The following is a 22213-nucleotide window of genomic DNA, read 5'->3' as shown; positions in this document are numbered from 1 at the left end:
TTCCCTTCCGTTTAACGCTGCCGGCACAATTATGCCGCGCCATATCCGCGTTTTATCAGATCATATTTTTTTCTTCCAAGTCTTTCAATTCTTTCGTGAACTTCCTGAAGCTGTTTTCATCGTATTGGATAAGCGCGATATCGATCTGCTTTTTCAGATAATGGATGCGATCCTTCACCGCCAATTTTTCCAGGGATTTGTCTACGATTTCTTCCAGATCCTTATCAAAAATTTCGGATTCTTGGAGATATGGATTGTCCTCCAAAACCCCAAAAAATGAGAGCACCTGGTAAGACTGATCAAAGAACAACTCCAGATAAAAGTCCTCTTTCCAATTCAAGCGCAAGTCATGGAATGCCTGTTCGGGATCTTCGAATGTCTTTCCGTCCTTATAGTACATGAAGGCCTCTTTCGGATTTCCGACTACCGCAAACCCCATTCCTCTGTTCGTTGTATGAACTTCCTCAATCAGATGGATATTCTTCAATAAAATCTCATGATTGAGCAGATAATTGAGTATCCAAAGAGACTCTCTGCGCTTCAATTGATAATTCTGAATAAACCAAGAAATAAAATTTTTTTTCTCCTCCAAAGTAGGATTCATCATTTTAAAACCTCCTATCCGATGGGTTGACGACTTATTGATCGAAATGATGCAGTTCATCATGGAGTTGAAGCAACTCCATATTAGTAGGGTAAAGCGCCAAACCTTGGTGAATGACTTCACTCAACTTATCCCGGTTTCCTTCTTCTCTCAGGAACGCTGCATACCCCAGCAAAAACGCCTCATTATCAGCAAAATGCGGATAAGCCGCTTCATATTCTTTGTTTGCCGAAGCGTAGTCCTCCAAGGCATTGTGGCTCGCTGCAAGCAACCAATTGTATTGCGGATCGTTGTCTTCCTGTTCTGCACGGTCAGCAATGTACGTTATCAATTCTTCGAACCTTTCTTGCTTCAGCAACAAGTTGCAAAAGGCCAAATGGATACTGGAAAGGTCCGGCTCAAGCGCTGCCGCTTCCAGCAAATTACGTTCCGCATCTTGCTCCCTGTTCAATTTCAATTGCAACTTGGCCGCTGTCGTGAAAAATTCATGCTGATAAGGGTTCATCCTGATGGCTTGTTCCACCACAGCAAGCGCTTCTTCCAACTCCAATTCGGCCTCAAGCGCATTTGCCAAGTACAAATACGCACTCAGGTAAGCATTATCCGTTTCGAGCAATTTATTAAAAATGCTGATGGCACGCGCGTATTCCTTGAGTTGGAAATAAGTGAAGCCGAGTTGGAAATAGCTGTCCGGAAAATGTTCATCAGCCGGTATGCGCTCCAGGTACTGGAGCGCCGTTTCGAATTCGCCGATAGCATTGTGACAATCGCCCAGGAAAAAATGCAACTGCGTTGCGGATGCGATTTCCCCGTTCCCGAATGCAAGCTCCTCATAAATCGGAATCGCCTTCTTGTACTCCCCGATTGAGTGGTAAAGCTGTGCCAGTGCATAATCCAATATCGGTTCATCCGGCAACAACGCCATCGCTTCAAATATTTTCTTTTCGCTGACTTCATACAAGCCCTGTACTTGGTAAGCATCAGCCATCGTCAACAAAGCCTGCGGGTACACATCACTTTCTTTATCGATCGTGAGCAGAATATCCAAAGCTTTGTCGTAGTCATCCTCATCGATGGCGATCTCTGCTAAAGCGATATTCCACTCTTGTATTTGCGGTGCTAGGTAATTCAATGCGCCATATGCCTCTTTTGCTTCACTCAAGAAGCCTAAGGCGTGCATCGTTTCTGCCAATTCGGCTAAATCAGCGCTGTTGTTCTCCAGGACGGATTGTTCAACTGATTGTTTGAACAGTTGGACAGCCGCCTCCAATTCATTCTGTTGAATGGCTTCTATCATTGCCTGTGCTTCTTTATTCATTCGTCAACTGCTCCTTCAATACGCTCTTCTTGCTAGTGCTCTTCTTTTACATTTTATCATAAAGTTCGACATCTGTATCTATTTGTTCCTCGGACCTTTCTCTGTCCAACACAGCGAACACCCTGCCCAGATTACTATCATCATTTTCCGCCAAAAAAAATAAAGCTGAGGCCCCATAAGGCCCCAACTTCATTTTCACGAATTATTTAACTGCATCTTTCAATGCTTTACCTGGTTTGAATGCAGGAATTTTGCTTGCTTCGATTTGGATTTCTTCCCCAGTTTGAGGATTACGTCCTTTACGAGCTGCACGATCACGAACTTCAAAATTACCAAAACCGATAACTTGAACTTTTTCACCATCTTTTAATGCTTCTTGAATCACTTCAAATAATGCATCAACGCTTGCTGTAACATCCTTTTTAGTCAAGTTTGTTTTTCCAGCAACTCTTTCGATTAACTCAGCTTTGTTTGCCATGTTGTCCTTTCACCTCCTTTAAAGAAGAAGAATACATGCTTTCTTTGATAACACAACAAAACATGGGAAAACTATTTTTGAGTGGTCCAAAAATAGTTCTGAAATACCGCAGTCAAATTGAAAAGATATTTCTAATAAAGAATAGCACACAAACCGTGCTACTGCAACGATTATAGTGGATTTAATGCCTTTGTGAAGGTAATTTATTTTTTTTGTCTAGCTATCAAGTGAAATGGTGTTCCTTCAAAATCGAACGAATCACGGATTCTGTTCTCAAGGAAACGCTCATATGAGAAGTGCAGTAATTCTGGATCGTTGACAAAAACAACAAATGTCGGCGGTTTTACAGCTACCTGCGTCATATAGTATATTTTCAGACGACGACCTTTGTCAGTCGGCGTTGGATTGTGTGCGACAGCATCCATCAGGACATCATTCAACAAGGATGAAGAAATACGGCGATTCTGATTTTCGCTGATTTCCTTGATTTTAGCAGGGATAGTAGATAATCTTTGTTTCGTCACAGCGGAAACATACATGATCGGTGCATAAGAGAGGTACTGGAATTCCTTACGGATTTTTTCCTCGAACTCCTTCATTGTATGATTATCTTTTTCTAAAGTATCCCATTTATTAACCAGTATGATGATTCCTTTGCCTGCTTCATGTGCATACCCGGCAACTTTTTTGTCTTGTTCCTGGATACCCTCTTCCGCATTCAGTACGACCATGACGATATCCGAACGCTCGATGGCACGGATTGCACGCATGACGCTGTATTTTTCTGTGGATTCATAGACTTTGCCTTTTTTCCGGATTCCGGCTGTATCGATCATCCGGAATTTCGTGCCTTCTTCATCAACGAACATCGTATCGATAGCGTCACGGGTTGTACCGGCAATATTAGAAACGATTACGCGCTCTTCCCCCAAAATGGCATTCACTAAAGATGATTTGCCGACATTCGGACGGCCGATGAAGCTGAAGTTGATGATATCTTCTTCTTCCGCATTCTCGTCTTCGGATGGAAAATTCGCTACAACCGAATCAAGTAGATCTCCAAGACCTAAGCCATGGCTTCCTGAAACAGGATAGGGTTCGCCCAATCCCAAACTGTAAAAATCGAATATCTCGGCGCGCATTTCCGGATTGTCCACTTTATTTACCGCCAATATGACAGGTTTATCGGATTGGTAAAGGATTCTTGCGACGTTCTCATCTGCATCCGTCACACCTTCTCTGACGCTTGTCAAAAAGATGATGACATCCGCTTCCTCAATTGCTACTTGCGCTTGCAATTTGATTTGGCTCATAAAAGGTTCATCAGTGATATCGATTCCGCCTGTATCGATGATGTTGAATGTCTTGCCAAGCCACTCTCCTTTTGCATAAATTCTGTCGCGCGTAACACCAGAGACATCATCTACGATGGATATTCTCTCTCCTGCCAGTCTGTTGAATATTGTTGATTTTCCTACGTTTGGTCTGCCTACTATGGCTACTACTGGATTTGGCATCTAACCTCCGCCTTTCTTTTCCTCTACATCACAAAACTTTTTGGGTATTTGCTCACTGTATCTGGTCTTATCAATGTTTTCATCCATGTCATTTATAACATACATCCATCAATAATAACAACAAAAAAAGGGCATGGATGGAATTCCATGCCCTCACATGTTCACTTTCCTTGCTGATTAGGCTTCAGAATCGTCTTTCAAACCCGAAAGTTTGTCGCCTAATAAATCTGCTAATGTGAAGTTTCCGTCTGAATCATCAGCTACGTATTCTTCAACTTTTTTATCTTTTTTCTCTTTTTTCTCTTTTCTTTCATCATCTGCTGGTGATCCATTAGCAGCTTTTTCTTCCAAAGCTTTGATGCTTAGAGACAGACGTTGCTCGTCTTCTTTTGCATCCAATACTTTAACTTGAATTTCCTGGCCTTCTTGAAGCACTTCATGCGGAGTCGCAATGTGTTGGTGTGAAATTTGAGAAATATGCACCAAACCTTCAACACCCGGGAAAACTTCCACAAATGCCCCAAAGCTTGTCAAGCGTTTGACAACACCAGTCAATACAGCACCGATCGGAGCTTTTTCAGCTATCGCATCCCAAGGACCAGCTAACGTGTCTTTGATGCTTAACGATACACGGCCATTTTCTTTGTCGATTGATAAGATTTTGACTTTGACCGATTGCCCGATCGCCAAAACATCTCCAGGATTCTTCACGTGCTCGTGAGCAATTTGAGAGATGTGGACCAAACCATCCACGCCACCAAGATCAACGAATGCACCAAAGTTGGTCAGACGAGCGACTGTCCCTTCGACAATGTCTCCGGCTACCAATTCATCCATCAGTTTACCTTTATTAGCTTCTTTTTCGGTTTCTACAACCGCTTTATGTGATAAAATCAAGCGGTTTTCGCTAGGTTCAAGTTCAACAATTTTGAATGTCATTACTTTACCTTTATATGAACTGAAATCTTCAACAAAATGATCTTCAACCATTGACGCCGGAACAAAACCTCTAACGCCGACATCAACAACCAATCCGCCCTTAACGACGTCTTTGACTGGCGCTTCGATGATTTCGTTGTTTTCAAATTTATCTTGGATATCTTTCCAAACGATTTTAGCATCAATGCGACGCTTCGAAAGCAAGAAACTTCCGTTTTCTTTGTCTTTTATTTGTTTGATGACAACCAGGTCCACAACGTCACCTACGTTTAGGATTTCTGTAACTTCATCGAATGGTTTTGCGGATAATTCGTTGTAAGGAATAACCCCTTCAACTCCGCCCCCGATGATTCCTACGATGGCTTGTCTATCTTGGATGCTTAAAACTTCTCCCTTGACAGTATCACCCACTTCAATGGATAATGCTTCATCCAACACATCTTGCATAGTCTGTTCAACGTTGTTGGACTCTTCTTCATTTAACTCTGGGTTTTCAATGTAATCTGACATGTAACTATTCCTCCTAAAAGTCTGCGGCAACCGATTGGCTAGGCTCCTTAACTCCCTCGCCTTCCGGCTTAGGAACTAATCCTTGACTCCATATTTTTGAAAGCGTAATACTGCATATAATCATTCTAACATTTTTGCTTAAAATCGTCTAGTATTGTTAATCCAATGTTTGTAAGGGGTTTAGTCTCACTTCGATAATGCCGAGAATCTGCTTAACGACTTCGTCGATTTCCAAATGTGTAGAGTCCAGAACGATGGCATCTTCCGCCTTTTTCAATGGTGAAACCGACCTTGTGCTATCCAAATGATCGCGGCGCTTCATGTCTTCCGTCAGTTCTTCCAAGGAAGTGGTCATACCCTTCGCTATGTTTTCTTTATATCGTCGCAGCGCTCTTTCCTCTGCAGTTGCTGTCATGAAAATCTTGACTTCCGCATCAGGCAATACGACGGTACCTATGTCCCTGCCGTCCATTACGACCCCGCCGGAGCGTGCGATACTCTTTTGGCGAGCAACCATCTCTTCACGCACTTTCGCAAACGAGGAAACCAAGGAGACGTTTTGGGTCACTTCCTCCGATCTGATCGAATCGGTCACGTCCTCATCATTCAAAAACACGCGTTGCATTTCGTTTCCGGCAGTCAAAAAAGTTATCCTGATCCCTTTCAATAACGTATGCAATGCCTCTTCATCCTGGAGATCGACTTCGTTGGATAAAGCTGCATAAGTCAACGTTCGATACATCGCACCTGTGTCCAGATAGATGTATCCCAATTGTTCCGCAACTTTCTTCGCGATGGTACTTTTACCGGCCGATGCGGGACCATCTATGGCAATATTCATTTTTTTCACATTAAACCTCCGACTTTGTTCTATCTGATTTCATTGAAAAAGCCGCCTTATCAGACGGCTTCCATTATTTAACGTTCAATACCATACCGATTTGCGCTTCTGTGCTGCTCAAACCGTTAGCCTGCATCAACTCATCCAATGTCATATTATGGTTCACAGCAATCCGATAAAGGTTATCGCCTGCTTTGATGGTGTAGGAATTATTGTACGCTCCGTTTGTTGTTGCGGGTTCTTCGACTGTTTCAACAGGCGTTTCGACCACTGGGGGTACAGTGCTGGAACTTGGCGTTTCCACAATCGTTGATTCCGGTTCTGCTTCGCTCTCAGCGACTTCACTGGATGCTTCGGGCTCTTCAGAAGATACTTCTTCGCTGCTCTCGACACTGGAACTGGCTACTCTTTTGTTGATCATCACTTGTTCAGCGCTCTTGGGTACGGGAGTATTTTGATTCTGGTTATTATAATAGATGGTTGCAAAAGGAATAATCAGAATAGCCAAAAAGAGAAACAGCAATACTTTTAATAGAGGTGCTACTTCTTTATTTTTTGTATTTCTGGCCGAACGCGAATACTGCCGGCTCTTCAGATTTTCATCTTCGCCGAATTTACGTGACCAAGGCTCTCCATTATTGCGATTGCGATTCTTTTTATCCATTCGGGTTCCTCCTATAAGTGATTCATGCTAATTGTAGCACATTTCCGTAATTTTGGGGTTAAATTTTATAAAAGAAAAAGGTCAGAAACGATTTTTTCCCAGTGTGGGACTGCCTTCGTTGGAAACGCATTCCCAAAAATTATGGTACCCACTAAAGGCGGTTCTTCTATGCCACAGTTGTCACAGCAGTGGCTAGGTTTGACCAGACTGCTTTTCCCGAAATAAGCGGAGATGTACGCACGTCTGCAATTATCGGTCTCGGCGAACCCCTTCATGCGCTTCAACAAATTTTGCTTCAATTCTCGCCGGGCCGCTATAAATTGCTTCGCTTCCTCCTTCGTGAGCTGCTGACGCAAGATGTGCTGCAGCAACGTTTGCTCAGTCGGACTGCCATAATCGGGATTGACTGCTTTATTTTTGATTGCACTCTCAATCGTAAAATCGCTAGGAAAATCACCTTGCAACATCTTCACTTTGAAGTTGTAGTCCGTTTCCGAATACAACAGGACAGCCGTACTCTGTTGTCCGTCGCGCCCTGCTCTGCCTATCTCCTGCACATATTCTTCCAACGAATTCGGCATGTGGTAATGAATCACATAGCGAATGTTCGCCTTATTGATTCCCATTCCGAAGGCACTTGTGGCGCAAATGAGGTCCAACTCATCCTGAAGGAATTGATGTTGGATGGTGATTCTGTCTTCATTTGTCCGGTCGGCATGATAGGCTTCTACGCGCAAACTTGTTTTTTTTCGGATCATGAAAGCTACCGCATCAGCTTGTGCCTTACTGGAGAAGTAAACAATACCTGGAGATGGGTATCTCTTCAAAAGCTCAAGGAGATGTTCATTTTTCTCTTCTGGAGGCATTGCAGCGACCTTATAATAAATGTTGGCACGGTCTACCGGTCCTTCAAATACGTTCAAAGCGTTCCCATCGATATGCAAAGATCCGATGATGTCACCCATCACGGCTGATGTCGCTGTAGCGGTGAGCGCCAACGTCAATGGATTGCCCAAGGCTTGTCTTGCTGCTCCCAGAAAAAGATAGTCGGAGCGGAAATCCAATCCCCATTGGGAAATACAGTGCGCTTCATCGACCACAAACAAAGCAAGCGGAATCTGTTTGAGTTGGTTCATTACGAATTGGTTCTGAAGCATCTCCGGAGAAAGAAACAAAAACTTGATTTGATCCAGGCTGCTCAGTAATTTTTGCCTTTCTTCGAACTGCAGCATGCTGTTTAATGAGGCCGTCCTTTTTTCACCCATGAATTTCAGCTGGGCGACCTGGTCTTCCATCAAGGACAACAATGGCGAAACGATAACGACCATTCCATCCAAAAGATAGCCGCTCAGCTGGTAAATCAACGATTTTCCTGTTCCCGTCGGCAATGTGGCCAACGTATGTTTGCCGGCCAAAACTGATAGAATGGGATCCAATTGGCCCTCTTTGAATGCCGGGTAGCCGAAGTATTTCTGTAGTTCTGATTTCAATTGTGCTTCATCCATATTTAACCGCAACCTCACTTCTTATTTGTATCAGCCTGGACTCGAAAAAGGTGATTTCGGGAAATACTTTTTGGATTTCCCGGTAATCAACACGTACCTTGTGTTCCACGAGTTGCTGCAGATACTGCATCTTCTCCTTATCCAAAAATCTTTGTGTAGGGAATTCCGGATAGATCAGGGCGATTTCGGCAAAGTGATCTTGGATCGTGCTCTGTTTCAATCCCCGCATCGAAATGATTTCCGCCATGCCATGCCCGTGCATGAAATATCCCATGGTCGTTTCGGCGCTGGCGGAAGCCAAGCCGTTTTCCTTTATCGTCATCTGCATGACAGAAGCAAGGACAGGAAAATTTTCCGGTTCTTTTTCCAAAGTGCCGTACAACCTCAGCCAATTTTGGTGCAGCAGTATTTTCACTTCGGCTTCCTCGAACGATAACAGTCCAGCCATTTGACCGGTCGTTTTCCTCAAGTGGTCAGCGCCTTCAAATTGCAGCACAAAGAGCCCGGCATCCCTTTCAGGCAGCCGTGACAAATAGCTACGCCATTCTTCCCCATAAGCGCGTGCAAAAGCGGCTTTATCTCCGGCCTGCTGCGTCAACAAGCGCTTCATCCACAGCTGCTCCTTCGCTTCCCGCTCAACAGGATAGTAATGTTTATTTTTGTGCAGCATTTCGGAAAGGACTTGGATCAGAAACAGCATCCGACGACGCAAAACACTCTGAACGAGGGCAAATTCCAGTTGGCTTCCTAAAGAAAAATGCGCGTGACGGCTGAAAAACTCAGCTTTCTTCGCGCTTCCTGCTTCGCTGAGCAGAAAGCCCTCGCCCTCGTTTCCGCTGATCAGTCCATCCGAAACCAAACGCTCAAGACCCTTTTTCAAGGCTGTCAGTTTCATGCCCGGCATGACAGTGAAATAGGCTTCCAGATCATATTGGCGGCACTGGAGCATGGTGGACACGGTCCGTTTGCCGATCAGGGTATAAAAAAGAGTCGCTTCCTTGATGGGGCGCCCGGTTGAAATACAATCCAAAAAAAGATACTCTATGTATGTCAAATCTTTCATATCATCACCACCAAATTTTTGTAAAGAAGGTTACTGTATGTATTATACCAAAGTAAATCAGGATAACTGCATCGCTTGTGGACTTTGCCAAATAATTTCACCGGATCTCTTCGACTACACTTCCGAAGGGATAGCTTTTACGAAAATGGATGCGAATGCGGGAAATGCTCCGATACCTGCCGAACGCTTCGAAGCGTTTCTGGCTGCCTATCGCAAATGCCCAACCGGTGCCATCTTGCGTTCAGAATCACCTTTCCCTGCAACAGAACAGTGATTCTGAACTCTCTTTGCTGCAGGGATAATCGAAAAGAGGCTGCACCCGGAATCATCACTGATTCGGATGCAGCCTCTTTTTCTTGGAAAAGCAAAATCATAAACCGCAAATTCTTACTGGGCAAACGGAACTTTATTATGCGCCAACCAAGGTTTCAACTTCGGCATCACCAAAAGGATGACCGCACTTGCGACAAGTCCTTTGATGATATTGAACGGCAAAATACCAGCCAATACTAATTCTTTGACGGATCCCATCTCAAAGTTCAAAAGATACATATATAAAGGAGTGATGATGAACCAATTGGCTATTGATAAGACAACCGTCAACACCAAGGTGCCTGTCAATAGCGCCATAATAACGGCTGTTTTTGTTTTAGCTTTATTCAATAGGTAGTAGACAGGCAAAGTGTAAGAGAGCGTCGCCAACAGACTTGCGAAGTCCCCGATTGGATAGCCCATATCCCCGCCTGTTTGAAGGTAGTGCAAAATAGATCGGATGACAGCGGAGATGATTCCGCCGGCTGGACCGTAAAGGAAAAATGAAAGCAGAATCGGTAAGTCGCTGAAGTCGATCTTCAGATACGAAAATGCTGGAATTACCGGAAAAGCGATGAACATCAGCACAAATGCCAATGCCCCAAATAGTGAAATACCGACCAATCTTTTTGTTTTGTTTTGTTGCATGTTAATAAATCCTCCCTGTTGACTGTCTCAGAGATGGGTTTCTCCAAATAGAAAAGACCCTATTCTTATCATCCTCAAATGGACACATAAAAATAGAGCCTTTGAAATTGCAATTCAAAGAAACCCCATCTTCTCCCATCCAGACTGTACTGTCGGTACTGGAATTACACCAGTTCAGCCCGCAATGTAACACTGCGAGGTCGTGGACTTTCACCACCGGTCGGGAATTTCACCCTGCCCTGAAGACGAATCATATTTATATTTGTTATTACATAAACTATAAGCGATGCAAGAGCGCTTGTCAAGCACGTTATTACGGTTTCGAGATGTTTTTTTTGAGAGTATTATCCGGCCACTCTTCTCAAACAGCGTGGAATGGAAGCCGCACCAAGAAAGTCGTCCCTACACCGGGCTCACTATGGACCTCAATTTCTCCATCATGCGCTTCCACAATTGTTTTCACGATTGAAAGTCCGATGCCAGTCCCTTTTTGCTTCGAATATGTCCGAGATTTATCATTTTTGTAAAATCGCTCGAAAATGAACGGCAGACTTTCCGCTTGGATACCGATCCCGTTATCGCTGACTTCAAAGATGACGTTGTCCAACACATCATCCATGCGGATTGTGATATGTATGAATTTTTGCCTGCGTTTGCCGATTTCGGCCGAATATCGTACCGCATTATCGATCAGATTGTAAAATACTTGATTCATTTTCTCTTCGTCGAAAGCATAAGTTTTGATGCCATCTGCAAGCTCATAAGTGAATTGGATAGCGGCTTCTTTAAAACTGTTCTCGAACCTACTTGCCAAATGATCGAAGAAATCCGCGAGATCGACATTCTGCCTGTTCAGATCAACATAACCCGCTTGCATACGAGATAGATCCAGAAGATTGTTCACCATCTTGTTCATTTCGGTCGTTTCATCCAAAATGATTTGAGCCATTTCTATCTTTTCGTCATTGCTTTCAGCGATATTGTCGATAATGGCTTCGCTGTAGCCTTTGATCATCTGCAAAGGTGTCCGCAAGTCGTGGGATACATTCGTGATGAAATCTCCGCGGATAATATCCAATTGCCTTTCGTTCGTCACATCCTGCAGCACGATCAGCACCCCAGTGGTTTTTTGCAGATCCGCTTGGATGACCGGTGTCACCTTGACGTTATAATGCCGCTGTGACCAACTGAGATCCGCTCCCGACCCGGCTGTTGTTTTGAAAGCGTACTGCACCATTTCTTTGAACTGATGCGGCATCGCTTTAGCCTCGGCATCCGGGTCAACTCTTCGCCAAAAATCCAGAAAATCTTGCCCTGGTCCGTTAACTAATTTCAATTGGAAATTCTGGTCAAAGTAGAGGATTCCAGAAGGCAACGAGTCAAACAGATGATTCAACAGTTCGCGTTCTTCCCTGTTCATCAGCATCGTAGCCTGAAGGGTCTTTCCCAACTTGTTCATGGCAGTTCCTAAACCAGAAATCTCGTCATAAGATTCGAACGTAATCCGCTTAGAAAAATCATTCCGTGAGTATTTGAAGGCGATATCCGTCATAATCCCCAACGGCTCAGCAACATTCCGGATCAGGTGCTGATAATAGATGATTGTCCCCATCAAATATACGGTCAACAGCAGTAGCGTGATACTTTTAGCGTTCAGTTGGTAGGTCTGAAATTCATCTAAATCATAACCGATGACGAGCATTCCGGATTGTCCCTGCAGCTCAAATTTATGAACAAAAACCATCAGAAGTAAAGGATTGTTTTCCTCGTCTTTGATGGTGATTCTGCTGAAATCATCTACGTTACTGTCGATTGCATCCAGAATTTGATCATTCATTAAAATATTCTCCAGAAGCAATTCGGACTGCCCTTGCAGTTCCGGGTTTTGTATGACGAAACGGCTCTGATCTGCTATTTTGATGTAATAGGACATTTCAGGATCAAACGATTGCCCAGCACTGGCTTGCGTGAGATAACCTTCAGGATCGGACATGATCGAGTCCTTATATGCGGTGATCTTTTCCTGCAGTAGTTTATTATAGGTATCTTCGATTGAGTTCACACTGATGATTGCGTGGCCGATATACATCAAAGTCATGATGGTTACAGTCAAAAAAGTCAAAAGGACCCATGATTTGAGGAATATGCTCGTCCTTCTCATTGTGCATCGTTTGCCGCATGGTCATCATTCGGAGAGAATTTATAACCCATCCCCCAAACGGTGACTATCATTTTCGAAACAGGTTTAGATTGCTTCAACAGTTTCTCGCGCAACCGCTTGACGTGCGTATCCACCGTACGTAGATCGCCGAAAAATTCGTATTTCCAGACTTCTTTCAAAAGAACTTCCCTCGTGAAAATTTTTTCCGGGGACTTCGAAAGATAAAGCAGCAACTCAAATTCTTTTGGAGTCAAATTGATGGCCACTTCGTCTACCAAAACTTTTCTGGCATCAGGAAAAATCTTCAGCATTGGGTATTCGATTGTGCTCGATTCCGATTCTGAAGGCTTGGTCCGCTTCAGGATGGCAGCGACGCGCAGCATGACTTCCCTTGGGCTGAACGGCTTCACAATGTAATCATCCGCTCCGGACAAAAAACCTTCTACGCGATTGTTTTCTTCGCCGCGGGCAGTGATCATCATGATCGGTATTTCTTTTTCCTTACGGACAACTTTCGCTACTTCAATGCCAGTCATCCCAGGAAGCATGATATCCAACAAAACCAAATCGTAATGGTTATTCAGGATCATTTCCACCGCAGTTGTACCATCCTCTGCTTCGGCTGTTTCGTAGCCATCCTTTTCCAGATAGAGTTTCAGCAGTCTTCGGATGCGCTCTTCGTCATCCACAATCAATATTTTCCCGCTGGAATTTGTCATCGTGATCATCCTCTCCCGTTGTGTAAGAAAACTACCTTTTTGATGCCTTTTCGTTGGCAAGAGCCATATTCTTAAGCTTCTCTATTTCGAACGCCTTCAGCTCTCTGTGTTGCCCAGGTTTTAGATCACCGAGGGTAAGGAATCCAAATGACTCCCTTTTCAGTTTTTCGACAGGGCAACCGATTTTTTCAAACATTTTTTTTACTTGATGATTCCAACCTTCATGAATGGTCAATTCAACGATTGCTGTATTTTTTTGGGAATTGGCCGAAATCAACTTAGCCCGCGCTTTAGATGTTTTTTTCCCGTCGATCAGTACCCCGTTCTCCAATTTGTTCAGATCAGAGCGCGTAGGGATAGAACCAACTTTAGCGACGTAAGTTTTGTCGATGTGGTATTTCGGATGAGTCAACAGGTTCGCAAACTCACCGTCATTGGTCAAAAGAAGCAGTCCAGTTGTATCATAGTCCAATCTTCCGATGGGATAAATCCGCTCCTTAACATCGAAGAAATCGGTAACAACAGTCCGATCCTTATCATCTTTCACGGATGAGAGAGTATTCTTGGGTTTGTAGAACAAGTAGTAAACAGGCTGCTCTCGATAGATCGGCATGCCGTTCACTTCGACCCTGTCATTTTTTGAAACTTTGACCCCTAATTCTGTCACCTTGTTCCCGTTTACGCTGACTGCACCAGAAGTGATCAGTTCTTCGGCTTTTCGTCTTGATGCTATTCCTGCATGAGCAATAACTTTTTGTAATCTTTCCATTTATTCACCTATTATTCTTATTTGTTTTTGTCGGTCATTCTTGTTCCGGTATGACGGAATCTGCTTTGAAAAAAGCAAGTTGGCTATCTTGATTTTCATCAATAGGAAAATCAAAAAGATCAAAAGATTCATTATCCTGCATTTGGAATAATTCATCCACATTCGGCAGATCATCAATTGTGGTCAGTCCGAAATAATTCATGAAATAGTCGGTCGTTCCGTAAATGATCGGTCTTCCCGGTGTTTCGGAACGTCCGATTTCCTTTATCAAGCCTCTCAGCAACAACCTTTGGACCAGTCCTGCTGACTGCACGCCGCGGATCTGATCGATTTCCATCCGCGTCAAGGGTTGCTTGTATGCGATGATCGCCAGCGTCTCCAGGGCAGCTTGCGATAAGTGGGTCGCGAATGGCGAAACAGCGTACATTTTGATGAGTTCCGCATACTCTCTTTTTGTGGCGAGTTGGTATCTTTTGCGGGTTTCAATGAGCGTCAAACCGGAATGGATGTTGTCGTTATGACTCGCCCGCATTTCGGTCAACAAATTTTGCGCTTCCAATGGGGTGGTCTCCAATAAAGAGGTGATCTCATCCATACTCAAGCCATCATCCCCTGCCACAAACAGCAGACTCTCCAGTGCCCCTTTTTTATTCATTTGCTAAAACTCCCATATTACGTAATATATAAATGTCTCCATAGGTGCTTTCCTGCGAAAAATTGATTTTTCTTTCTTTGACCAATTCCAGCATCGCCAAAAATGTATTCACGATCTGCGCTTTGGTCTGCACTTCAAAGAAATCCGTAAAGGGCAGCCTCTGGTCAGAATCATGCGGCAGGTTGTCCAACTTCTCCATGATCCAAGTCATCGTCTGATCCACCGTATATTGTTCCTGCTCCATTCTGGCCTGCAGCGGCTTCTTTTTTTGCAATTTCTGATACATTTTCTGAAGTGCAGCGATAAGGTCTGCAGCTGAAACTTCGCCCGGGGCAAGCGGAATCGCTTGTTGAAGCTCCTCCAGGTCCGTTGCGGGCTTCGTGAAATATAAGCCGCGCTCCTCTTCCATCGTTTTAAGCGCTTTGGCGGCTTCCTGAAATTGCTTGTATTCCACCAATTGTTGGATCAGGCTTTCCCTTGGATCTTCACCCTCTTCGTAAAATTCCTCTTCGAAAGTCACTTCTTTTTTCGGAAGCAACATACGGCTTTTAATTTCCAACAATGTCGCAGCCATCAACAAATAATCGCCGGCGATATCTAATTTCATCTCCTGCATCGTGTCTAAGTAACGCAAATATTGAAAAGTCACTTCCGTAATCGGAATATCAAAAATATCAACTTTGAGCTCTTTGATTAAGTGCAGGAGGAGATCCAATGGTCCCTCAAAATCCGGCAATATGAGGGTGAGTTCATTTTGTTCGCTCACAATGATCCACTCGATTCCTCATCACTTCGGTTCAGTTGTTTCTGGTTCCACTTGGCGATGAACGGCGCGGTTTCCAGCGTGCCATTGATTGTGCTTGTAGGGTAGTGTTGTTGCAGACCATCCAACAGCCGATGAACAATCCCTTCATTACGAAATGAAGGGGAAACGGCAATATGACGGACGAGCACCATTGCCTCGCTTATTTCCACACCTATCAGAGCAACAATATTATCAGTCACTTCATCTTTCCACAAGAAGAGCTTCCTATCAACATTTTCGATGTAGCTTTCCATTTCTGGCTTCAGCCTCGCCACATTTTTTAGATCTGTTACATAAGAAAGTAGTCCCATAGCTATTTTTTCATATGATTGATTATAAGAAATGAACACTTCGATCTCCTTCTCACTTTGTATTTACCCGTTTGTTACAGAGCAGTCAACGTATTCTTCAATAATGTTTTGAATGTTTCTTTGACTCGGGTGGTCGTTTCGACGACTTCTTCATGATTCAGGGTTGCTTGCATGCCTGAAGCTAAATTAGTTATACAGGAAATACCGAAAATGCGCAAACCTGCATGACGAGCCACAATGGCTTCCGGCACGGTGGACATACCGACAGCGTCTGCCCCGAGTACACGGCACATCCGGATTTCTGCTGGTGTTTCATAAGTCGGACCTGTCAGTCCGAGGTAAACACCTTCCTTCAAATCCAATCCCATCTGCGAAGCGACTTGTTTTATTTTCGCTTGATATTCGGCATCATAGGCTTGGCTCATGTCTGTGAAACGCGGTCCTTGCTCGGGGTCATTCGGTCCGATTAAGGGGTTTTGGCCCGTCAGATTGATGTGATCCGTGATCAGCATCAGATCTCCTGGTGTAAAGGCATAACTGATGCCACCTGCGGCATTTGTCAGCGCCAACGAGTGAACGCCCAGTTGCTTCATTACCCTTATCGGAAAAGTAACTGCTTCGAGCCCGTACCCCTCATAGAAATGGAAGCGCCCCTGCATCGCGATGACTTTTTTCCCGCTCAGATTTCCATAAACAAGTTGGCCTTTGTGCCCTTCAACTGTCGAAATCGGAAAATAAGGAATTCCTTCATAAGGAATCGCAATTGCATCTGTGATTTCTTCGGCCAACTCGCCTAAGCCTGAACCCAAAATTAAACCGAATTCAGGTTCCAATAAACCTTTTTCTTCTAAAAATTTGGCGGCTATTCGTATATTATTTTGATTATTTGTCATATCCACACACCTCACTAGTTCAATTCATCCAAAAAACTACGGCCATTTTGAGTAGCGGACACCTGAAAATTATCGGATACGGTCGCTCCGATATCCGCAAATTTGCCTTGATTCATCTTGCCGCGACCCGCCATTTTTTTCGAATAAGCCAACAATGGAACATATTCGCGCGTATGGTCTGTCCCTGGGAATGTTGGATCGTTACCATGATCTGCGGTGATCAACAGCAAATCATCATCCGCTAAAGCAGTCACTATTTCAGGGATACGCCCATCAAAGTCTTCGATTGCCTTAGCGTAACCATTCACGTCTCTGCGGTGTCCGAAGAGCGCATCAAAGTCGACAAGATTCAGGAAACTCAAACCCCGAAAATCTTTTTCCATGACTTTCAGCAACTGGTCCACGCCGTCCATATTACTTTTCGTACGGACATATTCCGTTATGCCTTGGCCGTTGTAGATATCATTGATTTTACCGATGGCAATGACATCATAACCCGATTCCTTCAAGTAATCCAGCGTTGTTTTCCCGAACGGATCCAAGGCGTAATCGTGTCGATTGCTTGTGCGGGTAAAATGTCCGGGAGTTCCGATATACGGTCTGGCGATGATCCTTCCGATCATGTAGGGATCCTCTAATGTAATCTCTCTGACATATTCGCAGATTGCATACAATTCCTCAAGCGGAATGATGTCTTCGTGGGCGGCAATCTGCAACACCGGATCCGCTGATGTGTAGACGATCAGATCGCCGGTCTTCATTTGGTGCTCACCAAACTCATCCAGAATTTCGGTCCCGCTGGCCGGTTTGTTTCCGATAATTCTCCGGCCTGTGTGAGATTCGATTTTCTGGATTAATTCTTGCGGAAAACCTTCAGGAAAAACGCGGAATGGAGACTGGATGTTCAGTCCCATGATTTCCCAGTGGCCTGTCATGGTGTCTTTACCGACGGACTCCTCCTCGAGTTTTGTATAGTAGCCAAGTGACGCGCTGTCAGACTTTACGCCGCTGAGTTCGCGTATGTTTCCCAATCCCAATGTTTCCAGATTAGGAATTTCCAGCCCAGCGACTGCTGCGATATGTCCAAGCGTATCCGATCCAACATCGCCGAACTTATCGGCATCCGGCGCTTCCCCTATGCCGACTGAATCCAAAACGATCAAATGGATGCGATTAAATTTCATGATTTTATTCCTCCCGGATCCTCAGCTTCCTTGAGCAAGTAAACTTCAAGCACGAGGATGATATTTTTGATAAATTTCTGCCATTCTCTCTGTCGTAATGTGCGTATAAATCTGGGTAGTAGAAATGTCAGCATGCCCCAATAGTTCCTGCACAATCCTCAGGTCGGCTCCGTTTTCCAGTATATGTGTTGCAAAGGAATGGCGCAACATGTGCGGAGATACATTTTTATTGATGCCGGCATCCCGCACGGTTTGTTTTAGATTTTTCCAGATTCCTTGTCGTGTGAATCCGTTACCGTGGAAATTCAGGAACAAATAAGCCGTCTCTTTCCTTCCGTGAGCCAAAGCTGGTCGACTGTCCGACAAATATTCCGAAATCCAGAAGGCGGCTTCCTCCCCCAACGGAACAATTCTTTCTTTATCGCCCTTCCCGATTGTTTGGATGAACCCGATATCCAGATGGATTTCACTCATCGTAATGTGGATGAGTTCACTGACACGAAGACCGGTGGCATACAACAGTTCCAATATGGCACGATCCCTCAAGCCTAAGACTGTTTTGACATCGGGAGCAGCCATCAAACGTTCGATTTCATCCATCGAGAGCACTTTCGGCAATTTTTGCTGTTTTTTCGGTAATTGGATGGTGACCATCGGATCGTTTTCGATTAATCCCTCTTGCTTCAAGTATTGATGGAATTTCCGGAGACTCGTGATCATTCTCCCGATTGAGGCTGTGGCCAATTTTTCTTCATTCAAGAATTGAAGATACAAAAGTACATCCGGCTTGGTGACATCTCCGAATGCATGAATCTCATTCTTTTCCAAAAAATGGCTATATTTTCTGAGGTCTCGTTGGTAACTGGTGATCGTGTTATCCGAAAGACCTCGCTCAATCCTTAAATAACGCCCGTATACATTAATTTCTTCTTCCATAACCTTTAACCCATTTCATCTTTTTGAGTCTATTTATTCCTCATTTTTTGTTGGCAATCCCGGCAGATGCCATGAAAAGTCAAACGATGATCCTTAACCACGAATTGATAGCGCGCTTCGACATCCTTTTCGACCTCACCCAACAAATCTTCGTGTATTTCCTCGATATTGCCGCATTCTATGCACAAAAGGTGATGATGGAAATGTTCATTGCTGGTCCTTCTTAAATCGTAGCGGGATAACCCGTCTTCAAACACAACTTTGTAGGTGATGTTCAGCTCCGTCAAGATTTCCAAAGTCCGATAGACCGTGGCAAGGCCAATGTCGGGATGCTTAAGCCGCAACAGCAGGAAAATTTCCTCCGCACTGAGATGCTCTTTTTCCTTTTCCAGCAGCACGCTGACAGTCGCTTCTCGTTGCGGAGTGAGCTTGAATCCTGCCTCTTGCAATTGTTTTTTGATGGTATTTAATGACAATTCCGTCACTGCTGTCGGCTCCTTTAAGGACAGGCTGAAGACCTAATCCTTTTTGATTAATTTAGTGTGTCCGTCTTCTTGGATGATCAGTCTGGCTTTCAACAAATGGCCCAAAGCCCTTTTGAACTGCGCTTTGCTGATACCAAAGTATTCTTTGATTGCTTCTGGATCACTCTTGTCCCAATAAGGCAAGCTATGCGTTGGGCTCTGCTCCAACAACACCAGAATCATGGCTGCATCCTCACTGATTGCTTCGTGAGCACGCGGTTTCAAGGACAGATTCAGCATGCCGTGTTGACTGATGCCGACAACCCGACCGCTGACGACTTCGCCCAAGCGCGGTTCAATCTCCCGCTCGGATGGGTGAATGAATCCGATGTAATGATCATCCGTCAGGATGAACGTTCCTACTAATTTCAAACGGAAGACGGTTCCGGTGACGTCCTTATTTTTCAATTCCTCACCCGGAGTACGGGAAATGGAACGGAATACCGGTTCATCAGCAATGATTCCCCAAAGACGGTCTTTACTGTCTTGCTCTAAGGCAATCAGCAATCGATCTCCTTTTTTTGGCCATAGCGCTTTGATGTCGGGCAAGTTATCCAAAGAAACCACAATTTCTTTGTCGTCAAGGCCGATATCCACAAACACGCCCAAATCTTTCCGGACTGCCACAACTGTTCCCCAGCCGTATTTTCCTACTTGGCTAGCTGGTTCTTTTAAGGTCATGCGAAGTTGCTTGTTCATGCCCTCGTATACGAAGCCTTTAACAGTGTCCCCCAATTGCAATGCTGTTTCCGATTCATCTTTATCCAATCTGTAAGTGATGCCGTCCTTCTGAACGAAGACACTCTTTTCGTTCTCGTCCACGATCACACCCGTAATGATTGTACCTAATACTTTACTCATAATTCTCCTCCAGACGGTCCTTCCGTCGCTGTATTTCTTCCATTTTATCATATCACAAAATGATTTCCAAAGTGTCGTTATCCCGCGCTTGACATATTTGTTATATTTGAGCATATTTTCCTATTTGCCGATGGAATCATCAGGAAGATAGGATTCAAACAAAGCAAAAGGGTCCGAGACTCTCGTCCCAGACCCAAAGATGCTCTCTAATTTAGTTCAGCTTAGATGGTAGTAGTTGCACCGCGGTAGATGATGCCACGACGAGAATCGATTGTGATCAATTCGTTGTCTTGCACTAATGCAGTCACATTTTCTGCTCCTACGATTACCGGAATTCCATTTGCGATACCAACAACAGCAGCATGACTTGTCAAGCCGCCAGCTTCAACGATTACTGCTGCAGCTTTTTCAAATGCAGGTGTATAGTCTTTATCGGAGTTCTTCAACACCAAGATGCAATCTTCTGTAGCTTTAGCGATTGCTTCCTCAGCTGAAAGAGCTACAACAGCTTTTCCGATGACAGATTTGTCGCCGATACCTTGGCCGGAAGTCAATTTGGTTCCGATCAATTGGATCTTCATCAAGTTTGTTGTTCCGCGTTCGCCTACTGGTACGCCGGCAGTGATGATGATCAAGTCGCCTTCTTTAGCGAATTTTTCTTCTTTGGCAACTTTTGCAGCCAATTCCATCATTTCATCAGTTGAATCAGGTTTTTCGGTTACGAATGGATACACACCCCATGAAAGTGCCAATCCACGTCTTTGACGCTCCGAGAAAGTGACTGCAACGATGTGTGATTTCGGACGGTATTTAGAGATCATGCGCGCTGTATGTCCAGATTCAGTAGCGGCAACGATTGTTTGGATGTTAAGGTTGCGGGCTGTATGTCCAACCGATTGACCGATTGCTTCAGCCATATCTGTGTTGCTGTATGCTTTCAAAGCAAATGCATCTTGTCCAACGATCGCTTCTTCCGTACGGATAGCGATTGTAGCCATTGTCGTAACGGCTTCAACCGGGTAATCCCCAGCAGCTGTTTCTCCGGATAGCATAACTGCATCAGTACCGTCAAAGATTGCGTTGGCAACGTCCCCTGCTTCAGCACGTGTAGGACGTGGGTTGCGTTGCATGGAATCCAGCATTTGAGTTGCTGTAATGACTGGTTTGCCTAAAGCGTTACATTTTTTGATCAACATTTTTTGTGCGATAGGAACTTCTTCCGTAGGGATTTCTACTCCTAAGTCACCACGGGCAACCATCAGACCTTGAGAAACTTTCAAGATTTCATCGATGTTATCAAGGCCTTCTTGGTTCTCGATTTTAGGGATGATTTGGATGTGGGTTGCATTGTGTTTTTCCAAAATTTCAGTGATAGCCAATACATCGCTCGCGCGACGCACGAAGCTCGCTGCGATAAAGTCGACGTCATTTTCGATTCCGAAGATAATATCTTCCGTATCTTTTTGTGTAATTCCCGGGAAATTCGTTTTGATTCCTGGAAGATTGACACCTTTTTTGTTTTTCAGAATGCCTGAGTTTTTGATCAAAGTAACAATTTCATTGTTCTCTCTGTCGATTTCAGTCACTTCAAGGTCGATCAAGCCGTCATCCAATAAAATATGGTTTCCGACAACAACATCGTTGATCAATTCTGGGTAAGTGATTGAGAATTTATCTTTTGTACCCTCAACTTCTGTCATGGAGATTCTAACTGTTTCGCCGGCGATCAATGACACGATACCGTCTTTCATGTTGTTTGTACGGATTTCAGGACCTTTTGTATCCAAAAGGATAGCGCACATTTTACCTGTGATTTTTGAAGCTTCGCGAATATTGACGATACGGGCACCATGTTCTTCAAAATCCCCGTGCGAGAAATTTAAGCGGGCAACATTCATACCGGCATTGATTAACTTGACGAGTGTTTCTACAGATTCACTGGCAGGTCCGATTGTACATACAATTTTTGTCTTTTTCATAGAAAATAAGCACCTCA

General features: G+C 44.2%; 23 protein-coding genes and 1 riboswitch. Of the genes, 1 reads left to right on the top strand and 22 read right to left on the bottom strand.

From position 1 onward, the window contains the following. Nucleotides 1–55: 55 nt before the first annotated feature. The 9 genes from BMZ71_RS04695 to BMZ71_RS04655 all read right to left on the bottom strand — a co-directional run bounded on the left by BMZ71_RS04695 (nt 56) and on the right by BMZ71_RS04655 (nt 9439). The gene (locus BMZ71_RS04695) at nt 56–607 is read right to left on the bottom strand and encodes a YpiB family protein (RefSeq protein WP_086988637.1); all 552 of its coding nucleotides are present in this window, start codon (nt 605–607) and stop codon (nt 56–58) included. Nucleotides 608–638: 31 nt separating this feature from the next. Further along, nucleotides 639–1922 (bottom strand): tetratricopeptide repeat protein, encoded by a 1284-nt coding sequence (locus BMZ71_RS04690; RefSeq protein WP_086988638.1) that lies wholly within the window; start codon nt 1920–1922, stop codon nt 639–641. A gap of 202 nt (nt 1923–2124) precedes the next feature. Next, nucleotides 2125–2400: an HU family DNA-binding protein gene (locus BMZ71_RS04685; protein ID WP_068560639.1), complete on the bottom strand. Its 276-nt coding sequence runs from the start codon at nt 2398–2400 to the stop codon at nt 2125–2127. Between the two features lie 203 nt (nt 2401–2603). After that, a complete protein-coding gene (gene der / locus BMZ71_RS04680) occupies nt 2604–3917 on the bottom strand; it encodes a ribosome biogenesis GTPase Der (RefSeq protein WP_086988639.1) in 1314 nt (437 codons plus the stop codon). Between the two features lie 177 nt (nt 3918–4094). Then, complete coding sequence (gene rpsA, locus BMZ71_RS04675; RefSeq protein WP_086988640.1) at nt 4095–5366, bottom strand: 30S ribosomal protein S1; 1272 nt, start codon at nt 5364–5366, stop codon at nt 4095–4097. Between the two features lie 157 nt (nt 5367–5523). Next, nucleotides 5524–6207 (bottom strand): (d)CMP kinase, encoded by a 684-nt coding sequence (gene cmk / locus BMZ71_RS04670; protein WP_086988670.1) that lies wholly within the window; start codon nt 6205–6207, stop codon nt 5524–5526. A 73-nt stretch (nt 6208–6280) separates the two neighbouring features. Further along, complete coding sequence (locus BMZ71_RS04665; protein ID WP_086988641.1) at nt 6281–6871, bottom strand: LysM peptidoglycan-binding domain-containing protein; 591 nt, start codon at nt 6869–6871, stop codon at nt 6281–6283. 65 nt (nt 6872–6936) lie between these two features. Beyond that, nucleotides 6937–8361 carry a RecQ family ATP-dependent DNA helicase gene (locus tag BMZ71_RS04660; protein ID WP_177187493.1) on the bottom strand — a complete coding sequence of 475 codons (1425 nt, stop codon included), beginning with the start codon at nt 8359–8361 and terminating at the stop codon, nt 6937–6939. Between the two features lie 7 nt (nt 8362–8368). Then, on the bottom strand, nt 8369–9439 hold the full coding sequence (locus tag BMZ71_RS04655; RefSeq protein WP_086988643.1) for a YpbB family protein: 1071 nt from the start codon (nt 9437–9439) through the stop codon (nt 8369–8371). A gap of 37 nt (nt 9440–9476) precedes the next feature. Between BMZ71_RS04655 and BMZ71_RS04650 the strand changes: the two genes are divergently transcribed. After that, on the top strand, nt 9477–9713 hold the full coding sequence (locus BMZ71_RS04650; protein ID WP_086988644.1) for a ferredoxin: 237 nt from the start codon (nt 9477–9479) through the stop codon (nt 9711–9713). Between the two features lie 113 nt (nt 9714–9826). On the opposite strand, the gene BMZ71_RS04645 is transcribed toward BMZ71_RS04650, so the two are convergent. The 13 genes from BMZ71_RS04645 to pyk form a co-directional block, all read right to left on the bottom strand. After that, on the bottom strand, nt 9827–10399 hold the full coding sequence (locus tag BMZ71_RS04645) for an ECF transporter S component (RefSeq protein ID WP_086988645.1): 573 nt from the start codon (nt 10397–10399) through the stop codon (nt 9827–9829). A gap of 123 nt (nt 10400–10522) precedes the next feature. Continuing rightward, nucleotides 10523–10650, bottom strand: a riboswitch (FMN riboswitch). Between the two features lie 110 nt (nt 10651–10760). Then, complete coding sequence (locus BMZ71_RS04640) at nt 10761–12521, bottom strand: sensor histidine kinase (protein WP_177187492.1); 1761 nt, start codon at nt 12519–12521, stop codon at nt 10761–10763. A gap of 35 nt (nt 12522–12556) precedes the next feature. Continuing rightward, complete coding sequence (locus BMZ71_RS04635; RefSeq protein WP_086988647.1) at nt 12557–13279, bottom strand: response regulator transcription factor; 723 nt, start codon at nt 13277–13279, stop codon at nt 12557–12559. Nucleotides 13280–13310: 31 nt separating this feature from the next. Continuing rightward, nucleotides 13311–14048: a pseudouridine synthase gene (locus tag BMZ71_RS04630; RefSeq protein WP_068560620.1), complete on the bottom strand. Its 738-nt coding sequence runs from the start codon at nt 14046–14048 to the stop codon at nt 13311–13313. Between the two features lie 34 nt (nt 14049–14082). Beyond that, the gene (gene scpB, locus BMZ71_RS04625) at nt 14083–14703 is read right to left on the bottom strand and encodes an SMC-Scp complex subunit ScpB (RefSeq protein ID WP_068560618.1); all 621 of its coding nucleotides are present in this window, start codon (nt 14701–14703) and stop codon (nt 14083–14085) included. Beyond that, nucleotides 14696–15469 (bottom strand): segregation/condensation protein A, encoded by a 774-nt coding sequence (locus BMZ71_RS04620; RefSeq protein ID WP_086988648.1) that lies wholly within the window; start codon nt 15467–15469, stop codon nt 14696–14698. Before BMZ71_RS04620 ends, scpB begins: the two co-directional genes overlap by 8 nt. Further along, entirely contained in the window at nt 15466–15858 is a 393-nt protein-coding gene (locus BMZ71_RS04615; RefSeq protein ID WP_086988649.1) for a GNAT family N-acetyltransferase, read from the bottom strand. Before BMZ71_RS04615 ends, BMZ71_RS04620 begins: the two co-directional genes overlap by 4 nt. Before the next feature lie 35 nt (nt 15859–15893). Next, nucleotides 15894–16712, bottom strand: a complete 819-nt coding sequence (locus tag BMZ71_RS04610) for a purine-nucleoside phosphorylase (RefSeq protein ID WP_086988650.1) — start codon at nt 16710–16712, stop codon at nt 15894–15896. A 14-nt stretch (nt 16713–16726) separates the two neighbouring features. Next, on the bottom strand, nt 16727–17896 hold the full coding sequence (gene deoB / locus BMZ71_RS04605; protein ID WP_086988651.1) for a phosphopentomutase: 1170 nt from the start codon (nt 17894–17896) through the stop codon (nt 16727–16729). Nucleotides 17897–17941: 45 nt separating this feature from the next. Further along, nucleotides 17942–18832: a site-specific tyrosine recombinase XerD gene (gene xerD, locus BMZ71_RS04600; protein WP_086988652.1), complete on the bottom strand. Its 891-nt coding sequence runs from the start codon at nt 18830–18832 to the stop codon at nt 17942–17944. Nucleotides 18833–18861: 29 nt separating this feature from the next. Beyond that, a complete protein-coding gene (gene fur / locus BMZ71_RS04595; RefSeq protein ID WP_068560606.1) occupies nt 18862–19317 on the bottom strand; it encodes a ferric iron uptake transcriptional regulator in 456 nt (151 codons plus the stop codon). 33 nt (nt 19318–19350) lie between these two features. After that, nucleotides 19351–20217 carry a CvfB family protein gene (locus BMZ71_RS04590; RefSeq protein WP_086988653.1) on the bottom strand — a complete coding sequence of 289 codons (867 nt, stop codon included), beginning with the start codon at nt 20215–20217 and terminating at the stop codon, nt 19351–19353. 221 nt (nt 20218–20438) lie between these two features. Next, entirely contained in the window at nt 20439–22196 is a 1758-nt protein-coding gene (gene pyk / locus BMZ71_RS04585) for a pyruvate kinase (protein WP_086988654.1), read from the bottom strand. Nucleotides 22197–22213: the final 17 nt, after the last annotated feature.

It is taken from the genome of Trichococcus flocculiformis (assembly GCF_900113645.1).
GTDB classification, from domain to species: domain Bacteria; phylum Bacillota; class Bacilli; order Lactobacillales; family Aerococcaceae; genus Trichococcus; species Trichococcus flocculiformis.
This window is presented reverse-complemented; position numbering and strand designations above follow the sequence as displayed.